General features: G+C 46.4%; 16 protein-coding genes. 15 read left to right on the top strand and 1 reads right to left on the bottom strand.

The window, feature by feature from the left end:
• Positions 1-43: 43 nt before the first annotated feature.
• From ptb to glf, 11 genes are all read left to right on the top strand, one after another.
• Positions 44-955 carry a phosphate butyryltransferase gene (gene ptb, locus T456_RS0104535; RefSeq protein WP_024865112.1) on the top strand — a complete coding sequence of 304 codons (912 nt, stop codon included), beginning with the start codon at positions 44-46 and terminating at the stop codon, positions 953-955.
• 59 nt (positions 956-1,014) lie between these two features.
• Positions 1,015-2,079, top strand: coding sequence for a butyrate kinase (buk, locus tag T456_RS0104540; RefSeq protein ID WP_035801190.1), 1,065 nt, complete (start codon positions 1,015-1,017; stop codon positions 2,077-2,079).
• A 185-nt stretch (positions 2,080-2,264) separates the two neighbouring features.
• A complete protein-coding gene (gene secA, locus T456_RS0104545; protein WP_024865114.1) occupies positions 2,265-4,832 on the top strand; it encodes a preprotein translocase subunit SecA in 2,568 nt (855 codons plus the stop codon).
• 18 nt (positions 4,833-4,850) lie between these two features.
• Positions 4,851-5,993 (top strand): peptide chain release factor 2, encoded by a 1,143-nt coding sequence (gene prfB, locus T456_RS0104550; RefSeq protein ID WP_024865115.1) that lies wholly within the window; start codon positions 4,851-4,853, stop codon positions 5,991-5,993.
• Positions 5,994-6,068: 75 nt separating this feature from the next.
• Complete coding sequence (locus tag T456_RS0104555; RefSeq protein ID WP_024865116.1) at positions 6,069-7,151, top strand: GGDEF domain-containing protein; 1,083 nt, start codon at positions 6,069-6,071, stop codon at positions 7,149-7,151.
• Between the two features lie 27 nt (positions 7,152-7,178).
• Positions 7,179-8,198: a tetratricopeptide repeat-containing glycosyltransferase family 2 protein gene (locus T456_RS0104560; RefSeq protein WP_024865117.1), complete on the top strand. Its 1,020-nt coding sequence runs from the start codon at positions 7,179-7,181 to the stop codon at positions 8,196-8,198.
• The gene (locus tag T456_RS0104565; protein ID WP_024865118.1) at positions 8,191-9,069 is read left to right on the top strand and encodes an NAD-dependent epimerase/dehydratase family protein; all 879 of its coding nucleotides are present in this window, start codon (positions 8,191-8,193) and stop codon (positions 9,067-9,069) included. Before T456_RS0104560 ends, T456_RS0104565 begins: the two co-directional genes overlap by 8 nt.
• Before the next feature lie 24 nt (positions 9,070-9,093).
• Positions 9,094-10,581, top strand: coding sequence for a glycosyltransferase family 2 protein (locus tag T456_RS0104570; protein ID WP_024865119.1), 1,488 nt, complete (start codon positions 9,094-9,096; stop codon positions 10,579-10,581).
• Between the two features lie 6 nt (positions 10,582-10,587).
• Entirely contained in the window at positions 10,588-11,226 is a 639-nt protein-coding gene (locus T456_RS0104575; RefSeq protein WP_024865120.1) for a hypothetical protein, read from the top strand.
• 375 nt (positions 11,227-11,601) lie between these two features.
• Positions 11,602-11,937: a hypothetical protein gene (locus tag T456_RS0104580; protein WP_022765107.1), complete on the top strand. Its 336-nt coding sequence runs from the start codon at positions 11,602-11,604 to the stop codon at positions 11,935-11,937.
• Positions 11,938-12,044: 107 nt separating this feature from the next.
• The gene (gene glf, locus T456_RS0104585) at positions 12,045-13,217 is read left to right on the top strand and encodes a UDP-galactopyranose mutase (protein ID WP_024865121.1); all 1,173 of its coding nucleotides are present in this window, start codon (positions 12,045-12,047) and stop codon (positions 13,215-13,217) included.
• Positions 13,218-13,353: 136 nt separating this feature from the next.
• On the opposite strand, the gene fliD is transcribed toward glf, so the two are convergent.
• Positions 13,354-14,655, bottom strand: a complete 1,302-nt coding sequence (gene fliD / locus T456_RS0104590; RefSeq protein WP_024865122.1) for a flagellar filament capping protein FliD — start codon at positions 14,653-14,655, stop codon at positions 13,354-13,356.
• A 239-nt stretch (positions 14,656-14,894) separates the two neighbouring features.
• Here fliD and T456_RS0104595 point away from each other — a divergent pair, with 239 nt between their 5' ends.
• The 4 genes from T456_RS0104595 to T456_RS0104610 all read left to right on the top strand — a co-directional run bounded on the left by T456_RS0104595 (position 14,895) and on the right by T456_RS0104610 (position 22,137).
• Positions 14,895-16,736 carry a hypothetical protein gene (locus tag T456_RS0104595; protein ID WP_024865123.1) on the top strand — a complete coding sequence of 614 codons (1,842 nt, stop codon included), beginning with the start codon at positions 14,895-14,897 and terminating at the stop codon, positions 16,734-16,736.
• 1 nt (position 16,737) lies between these two features.
• Positions 16,738-17,790 (top strand): bifunctional glycosyltransferase family 2/GtrA family protein, encoded by a 1,053-nt coding sequence (locus T456_RS0104600; RefSeq protein WP_024865124.1) that lies wholly within the window; start codon positions 16,738-16,740, stop codon positions 17,788-17,790.
• 103 nt (positions 17,791-17,893) lie between these two features.
• Entirely contained in the window at positions 17,894-18,865 is a 972-nt protein-coding gene (locus tag T456_RS0104605; protein ID WP_024865125.1) for a GNAT family N-acetyltransferase, read from the top strand.
• Between the two features lie 11 nt (positions 18,866-18,876).
• The gene (locus T456_RS0104610; protein WP_024865126.1) at positions 18,877-22,137 is read left to right on the top strand and encodes a hypothetical protein; all 3,261 of its coding nucleotides are present in this window, start codon (positions 18,877-18,879) and stop codon (positions 22,135-22,137) included.
• Positions 22,138-22,144 lie beyond the last annotated feature (7 nt).

Here is a 22,144-nt window from a genome sequence, read left to right on the forward strand (position 1 = left end):
ATGCGCTAAGGCGCAACAATTAAATTATGGAGGTTGTTCTGCAATGAGTAAGAATTTTGATGACATTCTGGCAAAACTTAAGACAGCATCTGTGAAGAAGATGTCTGTTGCTGTGGCTCAGGACTCACATGTCCTTGAGGCTGTTAAGGTAGCTAAGGAGAGAGGGATTGTAGATCCCATTCTTGTTGGCGACAGGGACAAGATCGTTGAGATCATGGGTACACTCGACATGAATCCCGCTGACTACGAGATCATCGATGTTAAGGACACAATCGAGGCTGCCCGCACAGCTGTATCTCTTGTACATGACGGCAAGGCTGACATCTATATGAAGGGTGCCCTTGAGTCCAAGGATTTCCTTAAGAGCGTACTTGATAAGGAGGTTGGACTTCGTACAGGCCGTCCTCTTTCACATGTCTGCGTATTTGAGATCCCCGGCATCGATCGTCTCCTGTTCCTTACCGACGTTGCCTTCATGCCATATCCCACACTTGAGGATAAAAAAGTCATCATTGAATATACAGTAGATGTTGCAAGAGCCTGCGGCGTTGAGTGCCCTAAGGTAGCTCCTCTTGCAGCTGTTGAGGTTGTCAATCCCAAGATGCCCGTTACCGTTGAGGCAGCAGAGCTCACAAGACTCAACGAAGAGGGTGAGATCAAGAACTGCATAGTTGACGGACCTCTTTCAATGGATCTTGCCATTGATCCTGAGGCTGCCAAGCACAAGGCAGGAGCTCTTGACAGAAAGATCGTCGGCGATGCCGATATCCTTCTTTTCCCTGATATCCACGCAGGAAACCTTACATATAAGACCATTGTCCGTCTTGCACAGGTTAAGAACGGCAATATCCTTACAGGAACCAAGGCTCCCGTAATCCTTACTTCCAGATCCGATTCCGTAGAAGTAAAGGTTAATTCCATTGCTCTTGCAGCTGTTGTTGCAAACGAGAAATAATCCGGGAATCTTTGATTTCCCTATTCTAACTTCATTTTAATGAAAGGAAGGTGTATATCATGATAAAAAGTTTGATCATCAATCCCGGTTCAACTTCCACAAAGGTTGGTATTTTTGAGGATGAGACCCTCACCAAGGAAGAGACCTTAAGACACAGCACAGAGGAGATCGAGTCCTATGCATCCATAATCGATCAGAAGGATTTCAGAAAGAACATCATCCTTGATTTCCTAAAGAAAGAGAACATCGATATCAAGAGCTTCAACGTCATTGTTGGAAGAGGCGGACTCCTTCGTCCCATTCCCGGCGGCACCTATGAGTGCACAGACGCTCTTTTAGAGGACCTTCGCAAGGGCGTTCAGGGACAGCACGCTTCCAATCTTGGCGGCATCCTTGCAAGAGAAATCGGTGATGAGATCGGCGTTCCCTCATACATTGTAGATCCCGTTGTTGTAGATGAGATGGAGCCTGTGGCACGTATTTCCGGTGTTCCCGAGATCGAGCGTGTTTCCATCGATCATCCCCTTAACCAGAAGGCTGTTGCCAGAAGATACGCTAAGGAGATCGGCAAAAAATACGACGAGATCAGCGTAATTGTTGTTCATATGGGTGGCGGTACATCAACAGGTGTTCACAAGAACGGCAAGATGGTGGACGTTTACGCAGCCCTCAACGGTGACGGCGCTTTCTCTCCCGAGAGAGCAAACGGCATTCCTGCCAAGGCTCTGGTTGACATGTGTTTCTCCGGTAAGTACACCTACGAAGAGATGAAGAAAAAGATCGTTGGCTACGGCGGACTTAACGCATACCTTGGAACCAACGACATGAGAGAAGTTAACAAGATGTGCGAAGAGGGCAACGAGAAGGCAATTCTTGTCCGTGACGCCTTCATTTACCAGATCTGCAAGAACATCGGCGCCTGCGCAACAGTTCTCAAGGGCAAGGTTGACCAGATCATCCTTACCGGCGGAATTGCTTACGGCCAGGTTATCACCGATGCCATCAAGGACAGAGTGGACTGGATTGCTCCGGTAACTGTTTATCCCGGAGAGGACGAGCTTCTGGCACTTGCCCAGGGCGCACTTCGCGTACTTAACGGCGAGGAGAAAGCCCAGACCTACTGATTTCAACAAGTGTATAAAAATTTAACCTTAGGGGCTTCGATATGAATCGAAGCCCTTTGTCTACAGGCTGAGGCCCCCGATGCCCATCGGGGGCCTTCTTGATAATATAGGGTAAATCTGCTACAATGTGCTTTGGACTTTGCTTAATACAAAGGGTGGAGTATGCCCTTTTTTAGGAGAAAGAAATGAGTATATTAGATAAGATTATCGGAACACATTCCGAGAGAGAGCTTAAGAGGATCAAGGGTACCGTTGATGCTATTGAGGCTATGAGACCTCAGATGCAGGCTCTTTCCGATGAGCAGCTTCGTGCCAAGACAGATGAGTTTAAGAAGAGGCTTGCTGATGGCGAAACTCTTGATGACATCCTGCCTGAGGCCTATGCGGTTGTCAGGGAAGCGAGTGTGAGAGTTCTCGGAATGGAGCATTTCAGGGTACAGATCATAGGCGGTATCATTCTTCATCAGGGACGTATCGCTGAGATGAGAACCGGTGAAGGTAAGACTCTTGTGGCTACACTTCCTTCATATCTGGAGGCGCTGGCAGGAAAGGGCGTTCACGTAGTTACAGTCAATGACTACCTGGCTAAGCGTGATGCTGATCAGATGGGACAGATTCACAGGTTCCTGGGCCTTTCAGTTGGATGCGTTCTTAACAGCATGACCAGTGAGGAGAGGAAAGCGGCTTATAACTGCGACATCACCTATGTAACCAACAATGAGCTGGGATTTGATTACCTTAGGGACAACATGGCTATCTACAAAGAGCAGTGCGTTCTTCGCGGACTGCACTTCTGTATCATCGATGAGGTTGACTCGATTCTCATCGACGAAGCCCGTACCCCTCTTATTATTTCCGGACAGAGTGACAAGTCAACCAAGCTCTATGAGGCCTGCGATATTCTTGCCAAGCAGATGACAAGAGGTGAGGATATGGAAGACCTGTCCAAGATGGATGCCATCATGGGCGTTGAGAGAGAAGAGACAGGTGACTTCATTGTCAATGAGAAGGATAAGATCGTTAACCTTACCGAGCAGGGTGTTGCCAAGGTTGAGAGATTCTTCAGGATCGAGAACCTTGCTGATCCCGAGAACCTTGAGATCCAGCACAATATCATCCTTGCCCTTCGTGCCAACAACCTTATGCAGAAGGATCATGACTACATCGTTAAGGATGATGAGGTTCTTATCGTAGATGAGTTTACAGGCCGTGTAATGCCGGGACGTCGTTATTCAGACGGTCTCCATCAGGCTATCGAGGCCAAGGAACACGTTAAGGTAAAGAGAGAGTCCAAGACTCTTGCTACCATTACCTTCCAGAACTTCTTCAACAAGTTCGAGAACAAGTGTGGTATGACCGGTACAGCTCTTACAGAGGAGCAGGAGTTCCGTGATATATACGGCATGGATGTAATCGTTATCCCTACCAACAAGCCTGTAATCCGTATAGATCATCAGGATGCAATGTACAAGACCAGAAAAGAGAAGCTCAATGCCATCTGTGATGCGGTTGTTGAGTCTCATGCAAAGGGACAGCCTGTTCTGGTTGGTACCATCACCATCGAGGCTTCCGAGGAACTTAGCCGTATGCTTAAAAAGCGCGGTATCCAGCATCAGGTTCTGAATGCCAAGTTCCACGAACTGGAAGCTCAGATCGTAGCAGAAGCCGGTAAGCACGGCGCCGTTACCATCGCCACCAACATGGCCGGCCGTGGTACAGATATCAAGCTTGATGACGAGGCCAGAGAGGCCGGCGGACTTAAGATCATCGGTACCGAGAGACATGAGTCAAGACGTATCGACAATCAGCTCCGTGGTCGTTCCGGTCGTCAGGGAGATCCCGGTGAGTCCAAGTTCTATCTTTCACTGGAAGACAACCTGATGAGACTCTTTGGTTCCGAGAGACTTACCGCCATCTTCAATGCGGTCAAGATCCCTGAGGGACAGGAGATCGAGCATTCATCCCTGTCAAGAGCCATTGAATCGGCCCAGAAGAAGATCGAGTCCAACAACTATGCAATTCGTAAGAACCTGCTTGAGTATGACCAGGTCAACAACGAGCAGAGAGAGATCATCTATGCAGAGCGTAAGAAGGTTCTGGACGGAGACTCCATGAGAGATTCCATCTACAAGATGATCACAGATATAGTAGAATCCTCCGTGGAGACCGTTGTGGGTGAGGAGAATGATCCCGACAACTGGAATCTTCAGGAGCTCAATGAGCTGCTTCTTCCTACAGTACCTCTTAAGAAGATTACAAGGGGACGTATCGACAACCTCACCAAGGCAGGGCTTACACAGCAGCTCAAAGAAGAGGCTGTTAAGCTCTATGAGGCAAAAGAGGCAGAGTTCCCCGAGCCTGAAACAATCCGTGAGATTGAGCGTGTTATCCTTCTTAAAGTCATCGACAGAAAGTGGATGGACCACATCGATGATATGGATCAGCTGCGTCAGGGTATCGGTCTTCAGTCCTATGCCCAGAGAGATCCCAAGCTTGAGTACAAGCTTGCAGGTTTCGAGATGTTCGACGATATGACAAGGAACATCGAGGAAGATACTGTAAGACTTCTGTTCCACGTTCATATCGAAGAGAGAGTAGAGCGTGAGCAGGTTGCAAAGGTTACCGGAACAAACAAGGATGATACCGTAGCCAAGACTCCCATCAAGAGAGCAGAGGCCAAGGTTTATCCCAATGATCCCTGTCCTTGCGGATCCGGCAAGAAGTACAAGAACTGCCACGGCAGGCAGGCATAAGTTTTAAGGAGATAATAAATGGTAGTTTTAGATCAGATGAAGGTTGAGATTCAGAACCTTCAGGATACACTTAAAGAGGTTACGGCTTCCCTTGACCTGGATTCCAAGAAGAAGATCATTGAGGAGCTCTCCCGTGAGATGGAGGAGCCCGGATTCTGGGACAACGCCGAGAAGGCCAATAAGAAGACCAAGGACCTCAAGAACATGCAGGACCTTGTTGAGAACATTGAGCACCTGAATGCTCAGTACAGCGACATCATCGATCTTATCGACATGCAGAATGCTGAGGGTGTGGATGATGAGGACATGGCTGCAGAGATCAGACAGGAACTCGATGACTTCGAGAAGACTCTTGAGGATATCCGTATCAGCAACCTGCTTAACGGACCCTATGACAAATATGACGTTATCTTAAGACTCAACGCCGGAGCGGGCGGAACAGAGGCCTGCGACTGGGCAAGCATGCTCTACCGTATGTACACCAGATGGGCCGAGAGAAAGGGATTCTCAGTTGAGACCCTCGATCTTCTTGATGGAGATGAGGCCGGTATCAAGTCGGTAACCTTCCAGATTTCAGGAACCAATGCCTACGGCCTTCTTAAGTCAGAGCACGGCGTTCACAGACTTGTAAGAATCAGCCCTTTCAATGCACAGGCTAAGAGACAGACATCCTTCGTATCCTGTGACGTTATGCCTGATATCGAAGAGGACCTTGATATCGACATCAATCCAGATGACCTTCGTATCGATACTTACAGATCAAGTGGTGCCGGCGGACAGCACATCAACAAGACTTCATCTGCGGTACGTATCACACATATTCCCACAGGTGTTGTAGTTGCCTGCCAGAATGAGCGTTCACAGTTCCAGAACAAGGACAAGGCTATGCAGATGCTGAAAGCCAAACTCTTTGTCATGAAGCAGGAAGAGCAGGCAGCCAAGCTTGCCGGAATCCGTGGCGATGTCATGGATAATGCATGGGGCAGCCAGATCCGCTCCTATGTCCTTCAGCCCTACACCATGGTAAATGACACCAGAACAGGCTTCAAAGCCTCCAATGCCGACGGCGTCCTTGATGGCGACCTTGATCCCTTCATCAATGCCTACCTCAAATGGCTTGCTACAGGCGGAAAACCCGTAGGAGACACAACCGAGGAATAATCGTCGTTATAACAATTACCTCTGTCTTTATTACCGTTTGTCGTGTACAATGGTAAGTAGGGGGATTGTACGAGTATGAAGACGATTGATGCAATCAAAGCGATATACGAACTTTATAAAGACTACAAGACAATGAATAAGGAAGAGCTTGCTGACTTTTATGCGTCTAAGTGCGACTACTACCAGAAGTATGTCGAGCTTAGTCTGGTCACCGGCTCTTTTTTGTTTATATTCTTTATTCTGAATGACTACGCTTTTAACAGGTCCTTTGCACCTACCCTGATGCCGAGACTGTCCATACTGGTATTCTTCATCATTTACGTCATCGGATCAAATATAGTAAGGGACCGCGGAGCCATCGTCTTTTTTGACTACTTCCTGGCACATGGCATTGTGATATCAGCGCTTCTTGTAATGTACCAGCTCGGGGACAACGGCCATGCGGCAGAGAGCTTTATCATTATGAACCTTATGTGGATGGTTATAGGCTTTTCCGCCAAGCCTCATGAGGTGGCTATTTCTTCGGTGCTTTTCATTGCAGAGATACTCATAGGCCGATATTTCTTTTACTATGACAGTCTTATATTTGTGCTGGTGGTGGAAGTCTGCGGCGCAATCTTTGTCATCTTCACTCATTTTATTCTGGTGCTGTTCTTCCTGAGCCACTACAGGATGAAGCAAAAGCTGGAACTGGCAATGGTTACCGATCCGCTGACCCAGGTTTACAACAGACACCTTCTGGAGAGAATAGTCTCCAAGAATGCCATCAAGGATACCGAGGCTCCGGCGGCAATAGCCATGCTGGATATCGATAATTTCAAGAAGATAAACGAGGAAAACGGTCACTACACAGGCGACTTGACCCTGCTTTACATGGGCCAGAAGCTGTCCAAGGAGACCCATGAGGATGATTATGTAATCCGCTACGGCGGGCAGGAGTTTGTTGTCATCCTCAAAAACTGCGATGTGAATAATGCCTGCGCCAGAATGGAGCAGTTCAGACGAGATATTGAGAGCGCCGAGGATACCCCGGTTCCCTTTACGATTTCCGTGGGAGTTTCCAGATACAACGGCGATTACAGCAAGACAATTCAGAACGTGGTCAATGCTCTTGAAAAGGCCAGGAACAAGGGCCGCAACAACGTTGTGGTGGTATGACGAAGTCTCTTTTTCATGGAGGTAGCAATGATTACAGTTAGCCTGTGCATGATAGTGAAAAATGAGGAAAAGAATCTGAAAAAGTGCCTTGAGAGCCTTAAGGGCATCGTGGATGAGATGATAGTGGTGGACACCGGCTCCACGGACAAAACCGTGGAAATCGCCAAGGAATTCGGGGCAAAGGTCGAGTACTTTAAATGGGTGGATGACTTCAGCAAAGCCAGAAACTACGCCTTTTCCCTTGCAAGCTGCGACTACATCTATTCTGCAGATGCCGACGAGGAGCTGGATGAGGAGAATCGCCTAAGGTTCATTCAGCTGAAAAAAGACATCGAGGAGCTGGACATAGATATCGTGCAGATGTATTACACCAATCAGCTCTCCTTCAGAACGGTATACAACTTTGACCGGGAGCTTCGACCCAAGCTATTTAAGCGGGTCAGAAACTTTGTGTGGGAGGATCCCATTCACGAGCAGGTTATTCTGGACCCGGTTGTTGTTAACAGCGATATTGAGATCATTCACAGGCCTTCAGAGAACCATGGGAAAAGAGATCTCGAAGCTTTCCGTAAGACGGTGAAGGAGGGAAGGCGACTGTCAAAGCGGCTTCACGGCATGTACGCCAGAGAGCTTTTTATGGCGGGGGATGACGAGGACTTTATAAAGGCCAAAGACTTTTTTGCCGGGGCGGTTCTGGATACCGAGAGGAGTCTTGACGAGATAAAGGAAGCCAGCTGCGTTCTGGCTCACATAGCTATTTTGGAGAAGGATGTTGCGGCGCTTTTAAAGTACACCCTTAAGGATGCCATAACCGAGATGTCCGCTGAGATGTGCTATGAACTGGGGGATTACTATTTTGCCGTAGACGACCTGGATGAGGCCATTGTCTGGTACTACAATGCAGCTTATGAGTGCGGAAGTATCCTTGACGCCAGAAGGAGCGGTGTGATGCCGCGTCTTGCCCTCGCAAAGTGCTACAGAAAGCTTGGGAACGAAGAACAGGCTGCGGACTACGAGAGAGAAGCCGGGGAGATTGAAGATGCCTGAGAAAAAAGTCGCCATTGTCACCGGAGCTTTCGGGTTTGCCGGTGCAAATCTGGTGGAACATCTTGCTGAGCAGGATTATGAGGTTTACGCCATCGGACGAAGGACATCATCACATAACGAAAGACTGAAAGACCTTAATATCCACAAGGTCTTTCTTGATATGGAGGAATATGAACAGCTTATCTGCAGGCTTCCCGAGGATATCGAGGGAGAGGTGAAATTCTTTCATCTGGCCTGGGGCGGTGACAGGAACGATGAGAAAATCCAGATGCGAAACGTGAATGGGGCGATGGCAGCCCTTAAGTGTGCGCTGGAGCTTAATGAAAACCTTAAGAAGAGGGGCACCGGCAGCCTTAAGTTTATAGGCATCGGATCTCAGGCGGAGGTTGATCCCATCACCGAATACGGTAAGCACAAGGCCATGGCTTATGAGCTTCTGGCAAAAGAGGCAGCGCAGAATAACCTGGACTTTGTCTGGGCAAGGCTCTTTAGCCTTATTGGCAAATATGAGCCTGATGGCAGGATGCTGCCGGATCTTGTAAAAAATTTAAGACAGGGGAAGGTCTTCTACTTAAGTTCCTGTGAGCAGAACTGGGATTATCTTGATGCAGAGGATGCAGCGCAGGCTTTAAGGCTCATTGGAGAAAAGGGGAAAAACGGCAGAGTCTATGATGTGGCCAGAGGTGAAGCCAAACCTCTTAAGGACTATGTGGAGGAAGCTGCGGATATTCTGGGGGCTGACAGGGGGCTTCTTCATTTCGGAGAAGTGGAAAAACCCTTTGTATATCTTGATCCTTCCGTAGAGAAGCTTAGGGAGGATACGGGGTGGACCCCGTTTGTTTCATTTCGCGATAGTGTGCTAAAATATTGATATAGGCTTGGAAAAGAGACTTTTATGCTGGAAAGACTTGGTGAACTGATAGCCGGTGGTGAACTACGGGAAGCTTTATATGAGTTTCAGGAACAGCTCCTTCACATGGACAGTATGGCTCCGAAGGAGGCTTCAAAACTGTGCGTTTATGAAGCCACCCTCTGGGAATCGCTTGAGGACAGCTGCGCGGAGTTTGATGCCATAGCCAAAGGCCTTTCCTACAATCAGAAAGAGTATGAGCTCTTTTACATGCTGGGGCTTTATTACATCAATATCAACATAGATAAGTCCTATCTTTGCATGGAGATGGCTCTTTTCTATTGCACCGAAAGTGAGGATGCGGAAGTTATAAGCGATGCACTGGAAGAGCTTAAGAGTAATCCGGCTTTGAGGGTCCGCAATGTCAGCATCATGATCCTGTCCTACAATGACCTTGAGATCATGAAGGAATGTCTTGATTCCATAGAAGAGACCATGCCAAAGGGCAGTTTCGAGGTTGTGGTGGTGGACAATGCCTCCACTGAGGAAGGCATTTCGGAATTCTTAAGAAGCAGGAGGGAAAGTGCTTCCTATAACTTCGTACTTATAGAGAACGATGAGAACCTGGGATTTTCCAGGGGCTGCAACATCGGTGCGGCGGCCTGCGATCCCGGCAACGATATTTTCTTTTTGAATAATGATACCGTTCTTACCCCCAATGCTCTGTTCTTCCTTAGAATGGGACTATATGAGGACAGGAATGTGGGAGCTACGGGAGCCTGCTCCAACAGTGCTCTTTTGCAGGAGATTCCAAAGGCCGAACTGTCACAATACGGCTCGGGAAAAGAGGCAGTGATGAAATATGCTGCTTCAAGAAGCGTTCCCATGGTAAATCCCTATGCAAAAAGGTTCAGGCTTACGGGGTATGCCATGCTGGTATCAAGGGATGCCATAAAGGCGGTGGCACCGGACCTAAAGGTCTTCGACGAGTTCTTTTCACCGGCTTACTTTGAAGATGATGACCTGGGATTCCGCATAGCAAGGGCGGGCTTTAAGCAGTACCTGTGCCTTAACAGCTTTATCTACCATCAGGGAGGAAGCGGCTTTGGCGGAAATAATGACCTGATGGAGCAGAGCCGCAATAAGTTTATCGACAAATGGGGCTTTGATATCTGGGGATTCTGCGAGCCATGGTTTGAAGCCGCGGATGAAGCCATTGAGGTGGCAGGTAGATTTGATGTTCCCATCAGGATAATTGATTTTACCTGCGGTATGGGAGCTACAGCCTCCTATATCAAGCAGCACTGTCCTCTGGCATTTGTTGCCGGAGTGTGCAGAAGCTCCATAGAGGCCAGTGTGGCAAGAAACATGGCGGATGAAGTGGTATGGGGAGAGATAAATACCGTAAGGCTTCCCTGGAAGCCGCATACTTTTGATATAGCTCTGGCAGACAAAGAATATGTCAGCGACGGAAGGATTGCAGAGTGCCTTAAGATAGGCGGTATCCGGATATTATACTCTACGCAGGAGTGATGATACATGAAGAATTACCTTATCCAGATCCAGACAAATTTCAACAGGGACAGCAATGAGAAAATGCTGGTCTTTGTGGACGACAGAGAGCTCTATGAGGCTAAACCCATGGAGACGATCTCTTTTATATTGAATGAAGGCTTCCATATGATCAGGTTCAGGTATAAGATCAGGGACAAGCTTATGCCTCTTCTGGTTTCCTCGAGCTATGCCATCGCAGCCAATTACAATTCCCTTTCGGGCCTTATAGAGGTGAATATCCGCAAAACTCCGGATTCGGAAGAGGGTGTCAGCGATGCAGATCTTAATTATGTTTCACTGACTAAGCCCTCAGTGGTGTCGGAAGAAGGCAGAAGGGGACTTGATGTTGCCATCGAGGACGATGACCCCATCTATGTCTTTAACGGAACCAGCGGCCTGAAGGAAGGGGTTCTTCGTATATACGAAAAGAGATTGGAATTTGCCACAGCCAGGGACCTCAAAATAGAAACGGTCCGCTATGCAAATGTGGTGGCAGTTAAGCCTAAAATGGGCTCTATAGACGTACAATGTGAGGGAAATGTTCATAAAGTTTATAGTATTCCGAAAGAAAACTACAATGAGGTTATAGCATTTTTGAACAATAGAATTGCCAAAGAGCAATAAAAGAGCGTGCATGGTTTCACGGCCTTACTAAATATCACGCATAAACAGATGATAAACAGCACTTCGGTGCTGTTTGTTTTTTCGTATATTTTCCAAAAATTTACGAAATCCAGTATATATCGAAAGGTTTTTTGTTATCGCTAAAAAGTCTTTTATTCTAACAACGAATTGTGAAAAAAGTGTGAACACTTTCGCAAATTCTTGTTACCTGATGCATTTTCGTGAAAATGCCAAAAAACAGTGGTCAATCCGTCTAAAATTTTATTCGAAAATTCCCCTAAAAAGTGAATGACGAAAAATCGTCTATGTGTTATTCTATTATCTGCAAAAGGGAAAGAATTTTCACAAGAAAAAAATAAAACAGGAGGTAGCAACATGACAAAGGCTGAAATTTTAAAAAGAGAAATCCTTTCACAGTATAAAAGTGTTAGACAGTTTGCAATAGATATGTCTATTCCATACAGTACACTTGTTACAGCATTAGATAGGGGAATTGAGGGAATGGCTTACGGTACAGTTATCAAAATGTGTGATCGTCTTAATCTTAATCCTGTGGATTTCTCAACACTTGAGCAGGGTACAGACCTTGGCAAGAAGATCGTTGAGAACCGTGTAATGCAGCAGTACGTTAAGCTCAACAAGGCCGGACGTAAGAAGATCCTTGACATGATGGGAGACTTCTCTCAGCTTGATAAGTACCAGGCAGACTGATAGACCTGTGACAGGAAATGATTTTTCCTAAATCTGAAAAATGAAATGAAAAGGCTTTGCGGATTTGATATAATGGATTCCGCAAAGCCTTTTTTGGAGGAAAAATAATGAAATACGATTATCTGGTAGTTGGAGCAGGTCTGTTCGGAGCGGTATTCGCCCGGGAGATGGCAGACAAGGGAAAAAGCGTTCTTGTTATCGACAAGAGAGATCATATAGGCGGCAATATTTATACTAAAGAGCGGATGGGCATTAATGTTCACATGTACGGAGCCCATATTTTCCATACCTCGGACAGAGAGGTTTGGGATTATATAAACCGTTTCTGCGAGTTCAATAATTACATCAACAGTCCCGTGGCTGTTTACAAGGATGAGCTCTATAATCTTCCTTTTAATATGAATACCTTCAGCAAGATGTGGGGAATTAAGACCCCTGAGGAAGCAAAGAAGATCATAGATGATCAGGCATCCGCTGAGGTTTCACGGATCATGGCAGAGAAGAACACAGACTCTTTTGAACCTGAGAATCTTGAGGAGCAGGCCCTTAGCCTTGCGGGAAGAGATATCTATGAGAAGCTGGTAAAGGGCTATACGGAGAAACAGTGGGGAAGAGACTGCAAGGACCTTCCGGCCTTTATCATCAAGAGACTTCCCATGAGATTTGTTTACGACAACAATTATTTCAACGATCGCTATCAGGGAATTCCCGAGGGCGGATACACCGCTGTAGTGGAGAAAATCTTAACCAGCGATAAGGGAAGCATCACTGTCAAGACCGGTACAGACTACTATGATTTTGTGAAGATGGAAGGCAAGCTCCCTGCAAGACCTTTCGAATCCGTAAACGGCGACAGCTTTGACAAGATACTGTTCACGGGCATGATAGATGAGTTCTTCGGATATCAGCTGGGAACCCTTGAATACAGATCACTTAAATTCAAGACAAAAGAGCTGCCTGATACCGATAATTTCCAGGGCAATGCCGTGGTCAACTACACTGAGAGGGAGGTTCCCTATACAAGGATCATCGAGCATAAGCACTTTGAATTCGGAAAGGGAAACGGAACCATCATTACCTACGAGTATCCTGCCACCTGGAAGATAGGTGATGAGCCCTATTATCCCATGAACGATGAGGCCAACAACAGCCTTTACGAGAAATATACAGAGCTGGCTAAGGAGTATCCCGATATTCTCTTTGGAGGAAGACTTGGACAGTACAAGTACTACAACATGGATCAGGTTATAAGAGCGGCCCTTGATATGAGCAGAACTTAAGTGACACTGATAACATAAAACATGAAGAATGCCCCGGGCGGATTACGCTCGGGGCATTCCTGTTGCCGAAACGCTCATCGGCAACTATATCAATTCAAGCCGTTTCTGCTGCAGCAGATCGGCTGAAGCGCCATACTCAGCAATAGTTGTTGAACATCATGCCTGAGTATTCGCTTGTGATATACGGGTTATTTGTGTCGCGGCTGTCAGGATTTCTATAATTCACGACAGGCCTGTCAACATATTTCATGGGGTCAACGGATATATCTTTTGCCTTATCTATAAGTGCTGAAGCAAATTTGTTGACCGGATCGAGAGAAGCTGAACTTGCACTGCTTTCAACTGCCTGCTTTAAGAGCTCCTCATCTATGGAAAGGGTTCCGTTTCCTTCAAGTTTGATTCCGATATCTTCTGCATGAGCCAGATGCTGCTGCGCAAGACCTATAAGCTCTGATTTGAGCTTGGAGCTCTTGAACTTGGCATCTTCTATACCGCCGGCATCCTCAACAAATTTGTTGTAGGCTTCCACCAGAGAGGATACATGTCCGATAAGAGCTTCGTTATCGCGCTTGATACCTACATGTATGGGACTTGCGGAATCGGTAACGGATTTAAGGTTGATATCGAACTTGCCGCCTACGGTGAAATGATTGGATACCGCAACCTTCTCCTCACCGTTTAAAGTAAAGTGAGCATTGGCTGCAGGAGCGGCTACCATGTTAAGTCCAAGATATTCAACACTTCCGGTTGCAAGACCGCTGGAGGATTCATAGATCTCAAACTGGCTGGTCTGCCCGGTCTTAAGTCCGGTGTGGGTGGAAGTGATCTCTATCGCAGAACGGTTGCCTTCCTCTATTACGGAGGCGCTGATGCCTATTCCTGCTTTATTGATCAGCTTTTCAAGCTTCTGCTGTATGTCAATGTTCCTGTCGGTATTGTAGATTCCGAACTGGAACTCATATTCCTGCTCATTGACCCTTACGTCAAATGCATAGTTCTCAGCGGGAAGTGAAGAGGAATCCTTGGGAAGGAACCTGCCTCTGTTCACCTGGCTTTGTGCCAGTGAAGAAACTTCGATATCAAAACCTAAATTGCCGATATCCTGATCCGGAGAGTCGCCAATATAGGATGCCTGAACTTTGTCTTCGTCGGTTGTAAAAGCAGAAGAATGATTGAGTGAGGATCGATCAGCCTGTCCGCCGAGCTTCATAATATCACCCTGAAGCTGACGAGCTTTCTCTTTTATATCAATCGCATCATTGCGTGAAGCGTCATCATCCGTGAGTAGATAAAGAGGGGACTTCTTGTTGATCCTGGCGATAGATTTGTACACGTCGCGTAACTCATCTTTACGATGAGCGTCGGCCTGTGTCACATCTTTGGATACATAGTCTTGTATGAAATGGTTGTAAGCGCCATTTAAAGAAATGCCTGCCATATATGCCCCTCCTTTCTTCCGTGATATCCGTACGCGTTATATCTTCTACCATTCCATTGGTATCAGTCGTACGAGGGCAAATAAAGCCACGTTTAGTTACCTACATCATACTAAATCAAAATCAAATGTCAATTGATTTATTACAAATTTCCGAGAGTTTATGATTTATTTATAAATTGCAACCCCGGGTCCGTTATATTATCATAATTCTTGTATCAAAAATAAGGAAAAAGTCTATTATGGTGTTTCTATTTACTATATCGGCATATTTATTGCTGTCGGCAAGAGCTTCCGACAGATTTAAAAGAAATGTTACAGAAACTGCTTCGGTTTGCGCGGCGGCTCTTTTGCTGGTGCTGTACGCCTTTGCGTATGCGGGGCACCTGCAGCTTGTGGGCGCAGCCTCTTTGATATACATAGGCTATGTTTCTGCGGACCTCTTCTATAAGAAGGAAGCATGGAAGATCCCCGGTTACTTAAGGAACATATTCTCCCCGGAGATGCTGATGTTTGTGGCAGCAGTTCTTTTTGTGGGCTTCATGACCGGAGACAGGGTGTTTACCTGGTGGGATGATATCAACTACTGGTCCTCCGATGCCAAGCAGCTGTTTTTTATGGGTGGTTTCCCGGGGAAGTACGGCAATGCCTCTCCTGAATTCGGGGATTATCCGCCTGTCACCTCTCTGGCCAAATGGCTCTTCCTGCAGCTTAGTCCTGCAGAATACAAAGAGAGCCTTCAGTTTACAGGTTATTTTGCCCTTAACGCCGTATTCCTTCTGCCTCTTCTTTCCAAGGTAAAAGAGGCATCGGCAAAGCTCTCCAAAGCGGCGGGCCTTTTTCTGTCAGTCCTTATGTTTGCTGTCCTTATGCTCTTTAGCGGCGTGTTCAACGGCATGATCTACTACGGAACTCCTGCGGACATCACCATGGGGATTGTATACGGAGCACTGCTTCTTGCCATATTCGATCGTGAGGGTACTGACAGGGCCTACTATTATATGAGAATAGCCCTGTATGTATCGGTGCTCCTTCTTACCAAATCCGTCGGGATCGAATGGGCTTTGTTTGCCCTTGTCTTCTATATAATTGTTGCCAAAAAGGAGAAAGGCATTTTCTTTGCGGGAGCCTTTGGGGCAGCGGTGTACGGCAGCTGGCTTCTTCTGTGCCTTTTAAACAGGAGAGTGGCAAAGCTTACCGGTGCCGGGATCAGAATGGCCACCTCCGGGAATTTCACCGCTCCCGACAATACCTTTGATAAGATGAAATATTTCATTGAGGCCTTTCTTTTCTGGCCCATGCACGGCGATAGGAACATTACCCTTGATATCTCGGCGGGATGCGCAATTGTGCTGATATTTGCGGCTATCATCGCCCTTGGAGCAAGGAAGCTCATCACGGGAAAAGAGATGAGAAAGCTCCTTATATTCTCTGCCGTCACCGGAGCCATCGCCTACGGCATTATATTCCTGGCCCATATTTCCATATTCGGGACAGAGGATCAGTATCTTGATGCCTATGCCATGTCGCTGTCCATTGCAAGATACTGCGCACCCTTTACTCTGGGAACAGCATATCTTCTCTTTGGAATCTCTTTTGAACGGGGCTTTGAGAAGGGAACATCGAGCATTATGGCTGTAGCCGGAATATGGGCGGCTTTCATATTCCTTACAGCGGACTACAGCGGCGTATATACACATCTTTTTGACTACAGGAACAGCCTTCAGGAGGATACGGACTACGTATATTACATGGTAACCGACGAGGGCAGGAGCATCGCCGCTTCGGTGAGGGGCAGGCAGTACTGGGGAAAGCGTATTTTGATATTCAGAGACCCAGAGAATAATTCCTATGTTCATAACGCTTACATCAGCAAGGAGGCCTGTCCTGCGGCGCTGGTATATGACGTGTGGTCCTCTGATGACGACAAAGATTCTATAATAAGGAAGATGAAGGAAAGCCACGCTGAGTATTTCTATGTGGAGGATCCAAGGAAAGAGGCAGACAATCTCTTTGGAGAGATCCTTAAGGACGGGGAATACAAAGCGGGGCAAGTATACAGCGTAAATGGAGTAAATTATTGATATGGAGAACATGATCCCTGTTATAATCCCGGCATACGAGCCGGATGAAAAACTCATAAAGCTCATGGAAGACTTAAACGCCGCGGGGATTGGCCCTGTGGTGGTGGTTGATGACGGCTCTTTTCCGGGTAAATACGGGGAGATCTTTGATAAGGTAAGAACTCTTGGAGCAAAGGTGCTGGTCCATGCGGTGAACATGGGAAAGGGCAGAGGCTTGAAGACTGCTTTTAACTATTGCCTGACCGAGTATCCGCTTCTTACGGGAGTTGTTACCGCAGATTCAGACGGACAGCACTCCCCTGAGGATATCAAAAAGTGCATGGAGGCTCTTAAGGAAAATCCCAAGGCTCTGATCCTTGGGGTGAGGGACTTTGACCAGTCGGGTATCCCTGCAAGGTCGGTGTTCGGAAACAAGACCACCAGCAGGGTTATGAAGCTTCTTACGGGCATGTCTATCAGCGATACCCAGACGGGGCTTAGGGGAATCTCTTCGGAGTTTATGAAGGCTCTTTTGACGGAAAAAGGGGAGAGGTTTGAGTTTGAGACCAACATGCTCCTTGATACAAAAGAGCTTGGCATAAAAATCGTGGAGGTGCCAATTAAGACCATCTACCTTGAGGAGAATAAGTCCAGCCACTTTAATCCCGTCAAGGATTCCATCAGGATCTACGCCATATTCTTTAAGTTCCTGTTCTCGTCCCTGTCCTCGGCCCTTGTGGATATTGTGCTGTTCACCATATTCTGCGCGGTTTTCAGGAAGGTGCCGGTGGTCATCGGCTATATCATGCTCTCCACCATACTGGCCAGGGTGATCTCGGCAATCTATAATTTCTCGATAAATTACAGGGTGGTGTTTAAGGGAAAAGGAAGCAGGAAGAAAGCTGCGGTGAAGTACTTTATGCTGGCGGTGTTCATTATGCTGGCCAGTGGCGGGCTTGTCAGTGCCATCTGCGGAGTGCTTCCGGCTGTGCCCGAAACAGTTGTGAAAATACCGGTGGACTGTCTGTTGTTCCTCTTTAGCTTCTATATGCAAAGGGAAGTAGTCTATAAATAAAAAAAGTATAAACTTGTGACCCGGATTACATTTCATCGTAAAATATTGTATAGAACGTTTTGTTAAAAAAGACTGATGTTTACTGCAATATGAGGAGAACGATATGAAGGTTGTTCAGGTTAACAAGAATGATGCTGTATTTTTCTCAGGTGTAGCACCTAAGAATATGCTGGGGCTTTTGGGGCTTCCCAATGCTGCGGCCCTGGGAGTTGTGGAGAGAAGCCTCGGAGTGGGGATACTTATCTTTACCCAGCAGGCGGAAGAGTCCATAACAATAGAGTGGCTCTATGTTGATGAAGAGTACAGAGGTTTTGGCTTTGGGGCTTCTTTAATGGAGAAGGTCTTTGAAACTGCGGAATTTCTCAAGGTGAAAAGAGTCTGCGCAAGACTGCCCCAGGAAGAAGACTTTGAAGCTCTTCAGCTGTATTTCCTTGAGTGGGGATTTGGCTGGAGAAAAACTCTTATGGGAGAATGGAATGTTACCGCAAGGCAGCTCTATGAGAGTCCCTTTGCCCGCAAGGTAGCTACCATTGATCAGAAATACCCCGATATCAAACCATTTTTTGAAATTTCCAACAAAGCTTTTGCGGATGCGGTTGGCAGGGCGACCGGTGAAGGCCACGGCATGCTCTATGATGTCGTGAGCGGAAGAAAGTTCCTGGATAAAGACGTTTCTTTAGTGAGTATGAGTAAAGGCAGGATCAACGGATATTTCCTGGTCCACAGGGGAGAGAACGTGATCTATCCCGTAGCCCTCTGGTCAGAGGGGGATGAGCCTATGACCATATCTCATCTTCTTGGCAGTGCAATAAGAGAAGGCGCAAGAGTATTCAGTGCCAAAGATGTTATCAGAGTCACTGCAGATTCCGACAGTACAATTGAATTCATAAGACAGGTTCTTCCCTCAAAATTGGAGGAGAGCGCCTATATGATGCAGGCGGATTCCGATTATCTTAGTAATCAATCGGAGGATGAGGACTTTGCGGAAGGCGGTGCTTACGAAGTAAAAGACATGTTCAGGCCGAAGGATATTCCCGAAGGGGGATATACGGTTGTTGACGTCGAAGTGAGATAAGAGGGGACATTATGGATTTCAAATACAACGTAAAAAAAGAAAATGTATCTACATACAATCCTCTGGATTACACCGAGGATCAGATGAGCTTCACCAATATAAAGCAGGAGGATGCGAACGCTCATCCTCAGACTCTTTTTGACAGAGGACAGACTCTTCAGGACAAACTTCTTGGAATGGGGATAGAAACAGTTGACAGCAAGCAGATGCAGAACAACGCCATCAGCTTTGAGGACAGAGTCAATGCTACAAAGGAGTTTGCAAGAACCCAGGCTGCAACTATGGCTAAGACCACAAAGGCGTTCGGTAACAGCGCTGAGATGGATACCATCATAAGAATGGTAAACGGTCTTAATTCCCTGCTTGAGGGAGATATTCCGAAGATAAACGGCAGAGTCGACGCTGATGTGCTTAAACAAAGGCACTTAAAGGGATATGAGGCAGCCATCAATGCCTGCCAGTATTACCTTGATACCAAGACCCCCAAGTATGCCTGGACTAAAAGGCGTTATCGCAGAGTAGAAGCTATGAAACTGGCTCTCGAAAAAGAGAGAGAGCTTCTTTCGGTGGTTGTCGCCAACATAGCGGACCAGAAGTATAAAGCGGAGGATCTTACAGATGTTCAGACTCCAAGAGATCTTCTTGCCAAATCAAATTCACTGAAGGTAATAGGTACTGCCGAGCTCCAGGTAGAGGGCAATTCCACTGATGTATACAGGGTCAGGCTCACTGTCAACGGAAAAGAAGGATGGTATTACTTCAAGCAGAATCTTAAACCTGTAGGAGATGATCTTAAGGGATTTGTTGACCGAAGACTCCGTCAGCTTGGAAACAGCAAGCAGCACATGGGGGATTCCAAGAAGGAAGAGGCCAGACTAAACGGAAAGATTGACGAAAAGGACTATGACTACGGTCAGGAGTTCCTTAACAAAATGAAGGATAAGCTTGCCTCTGTTTCCGAAAGCGTCAAGGATTCCAGAGCGTTAAACAAGAGATATCTTTCCTTCCTTGGGCATGACTTTGATAAAGTGTTTCAGAGCCTTACGGAGTACAATGCCCGTGCCGAGGAGTCAAAGGCTACTCTTATAGCTCTTAAGGCAAACCTTGCCAAGGCAAAGAAGGAGGGCGTGAAACTTGCCCAGGCTGCCCTGGAAGCCCAGATTAAGGCTCACAAGGTTTTCGAGCCTATGGATGAGTATCAGTGGCTTGTTAAGATGGCCAAGTCCAAGGATAACCCTTTAGGCCTTAATCTTAGTAAGGATAAGGCACTTTTCGACATCTTAAAGAGAATGTCAAAGGATGCAGATCCGAAAAATAAAGAGGGTGGCAATAACAGGATCAGCAGATTCTTTACCGTTACACTGGGTAAGGAAATTGAGGCTTACGGACAGCAGACGGACAGAAGCAATGCCTCCAACGATGAAGTCATGGCTAAGAATAATACTGCTACCTATCGAATGGCCAATCTCTTTGGATTTAATGATGTGGTAACCTCCTCGGAGAGCGCGGTCATAAATATTAAGCTGGCGGGAAACAAGGAGGCTACTGACGTTTCAGGCACAATATCCGTGGAGGCTCCCGGAGTTGAGATGTTAAAGCTCGTTGAAATAGCGGAGAAGAACGGAAGGAAGATCCATTATTCGCCAACGGCCATCAGGCAGCTTGTAAGACTTCAGATGTTTGATACCTCTGTTTTGCAGACTGACAGGCACTGGAGAAACTTTAAGTGCAAGACTCAGCCTGACCTTACAAATTATGACGAGAATAAGCCTCTTACCCAGGACATTGTGATCGATACCATTGGGTCCTACGACCATGATATGTCCTTTGGAGTCATGGATCTCAAGGATGCCTTCAAGGACAAGGAGAACCCTGACGGACCAAGCGTAAAGAACGGTATGCTTCCGCCTGTTATAAGGAAAATTGCCAGAAACAGCCCTGAGGCGGCCTATTACAATGCAAGGCTTCTTGGAGGAGCAAATCTGAATCTGTTTGAGAACATGCTATCTCCCATGCCGAGAGTAGGATGTGAGTATGAAGAAACTCATAGAGATAACGTTAAAAAGGGACGTTACCAATACAAAACCATTACTTTAAAGGAACTTGGAATAAAGAGCGCAGATGAACTTCCCAAGAGAACCATTGAGGTGGAGGGAGAAAAGAGAACCGTTTATGACTATAACGGGATGACGCTCAAAAAGAATACTTTGCACAAGGATACGTTGTATATCTGTGATGAAAAAGGTGTAGAGCAGGGACATAACGTCATTGATAAGTATCTTTATAATGAGACAAAAGTGGGAATTATTTATCTTAATGACAAAGACAAAGATACCACAGAGATGATAAGAGCCTCGAAAATGCTTGACGGAAGTCCTGTTCCCGAAAAATTAACAGACAAGATCATTAGTCGGTGCAAGGCTATCGCAAAACACATTAAGTATAAAGAGGATACCAGCATCACGAGCCTTGATGAACTTAAAAAAGAGGAAAAAATTGATGTTCTTGTGAATGCAATGCTTCTTCACAGCAATCTGGATCAGATTGACGTGACTGATAATTCCCATGAGAAGAAGGTTTTGAATAAAGATACAGGATACATGGAGCACAGACTCAGGATCGTCATCTATAACTTAAAGCTTCAGCTGGATACCATGCCCCCTAAGGAAAAAGAAGAACTCCTGGCTGCAGTAAAGCTGAAGGTGCTGCGAATTCTTGATGATGAAAAGAAACAAGAATATGGCGACCAGAAAGATGATAAAGAGGATCCCAATTACATGGAAGTTCCCACTATGCTTCATATGGACAAAAAGGCATATCTTGATATCGTTAGCATGAGAGATAGATTTGATACCGATGTGAAATATGCCCTTCACGACCTTGGGTGGGCAGAGGATAAGATTGCTGCATTCAAACAAAGGCTTGAGCAGCAGATAACAGATATAGAAAAGTGCCGGGACATGGCAGAGAAGATACTTGCAAAGAAGTATCCGGAAAAAAGCAAGCTTAGAAGCTTCTTCCTTGAGGCGGGTGATTTTAATCAGATCAAAGACATCAATGAAATAGCATGGGATCCCGGAATGAGTTATTTCGCAACGGAGGATGAGAATTACCTTATGTCAGATCCGTACTTCAAGGAGTTCCTTACTCAGGAAGAAAGACAGACGAGACTTAAGAACACCAACGAACACAGAAAGATCAAGCGAATGCACGGACTTAAGCAGGATCTTTCTTCGTACAGCACCATGATCAGCGGACGGGTTGGAGCCTGAAAAGAAT

The organism is Butyrivibrio sp. FCS014 (assembly GCF_000526935.1).
Classification (GTDB): domain Bacteria; phylum Bacillota; class Clostridia; order Lachnospirales; family Lachnospiraceae; genus Butyrivibrio.

What these genes read in the sequence shown, in the direction of transcription:
- T456_RS0104610 (WP_024865126.1), top strand. Translation starts at nt 18,877, where the DNA reads ATGGATTTCAAATACAACGTAAAAAAAGAAAATGTATCTACATACAAT.
- prfB (WP_024865115.1), top strand. Translation starts at nt 4,851, where the DNA reads ATGGTAGTTTTAGATCAGATGAAGGTTGAGATTCAGAACCTTCAGGAT.
- T456_RS0104605 (WP_024865125.1), top strand. Translation starts at nt 17,894, where the DNA reads ATGAAGGTTGTTCAGGTTAACAAGAATGATGCTGTATTTTTCTCAGGT.
- T456_RS0104560 (WP_024865117.1), top strand. Translation starts at nt 7,179, where the DNA reads ATGATTACAGTTAGCCTGTGCATGATAGTGAAAAATGAGGAAAAGAAT.
- ptb (WP_024865112.1), top strand. Translation starts at nt 44, where the DNA reads ATGAGTAAGAATTTTGATGACATTCTGGCAAAACTTAAGACAGCATCT.
- fliD (WP_024865122.1), bottom strand. Translation starts at nt 14,655, where the DNA reads ATGGCAGGCATTTCTTTAAATGGCGCTTACAACCATTTCATACAAGAC.
- T456_RS0104580 (WP_022765107.1), top strand. Translation starts at nt 11,602, where the DNA reads ATGACAAAGGCTGAAATTTTAAAAAGAGAAATCCTTTCACAGTATAAA.
- T456_RS0104595 (WP_024865123.1), top strand. Translation starts at nt 14,895, where the DNA reads ATGGTGTTTCTATTTACTATATCGGCATATTTATTGCTGTCGGCAAGA.
- T456_RS0104600 (WP_024865124.1), top strand. Translation starts at nt 16,738, where the DNA reads ATGGAGAACATGATCCCTGTTATAATCCCGGCATACGAGCCGGATGAA.
- T456_RS0104575 (WP_024865120.1), top strand. Translation starts at nt 10,588, where the DNA reads ATGAAGAATTACCTTATCCAGATCCAGACAAATTTCAACAGGGACAGC.
- secA (WP_024865114.1), top strand. Translation starts at nt 2,265, where the DNA reads ATGAGTATATTAGATAAGATTATCGGAACACATTCCGAGAGAGAGCTT.
- buk (WP_035801190.1), top strand. Translation starts at nt 1,015, where the DNA reads ATGATAAAAAGTTTGATCATCAATCCCGGTTCAACTTCCACAAAGGTT.
- T456_RS0104570 (WP_024865119.1), top strand. Translation starts at nt 9,094, where the DNA reads ATGCTGGAAAGACTTGGTGAACTGATAGCCGGTGGTGAACTACGGGAA.
- T456_RS0104565 (WP_024865118.1), top strand. Translation starts at nt 8,191, where the DNA reads ATGCCTGAGAAAAAAGTCGCCATTGTCACCGGAGCTTTCGGGTTTGCC.
- T456_RS0104555 (WP_024865116.1), top strand. Translation starts at nt 6,069, where the DNA reads ATGAAGACGATTGATGCAATCAAAGCGATATACGAACTTTATAAAGAC.
- glf (WP_024865121.1), top strand. Translation starts at nt 12,045, where the DNA reads ATGAAATACGATTATCTGGTAGTTGGAGCAGGTCTGTTCGGAGCGGTA.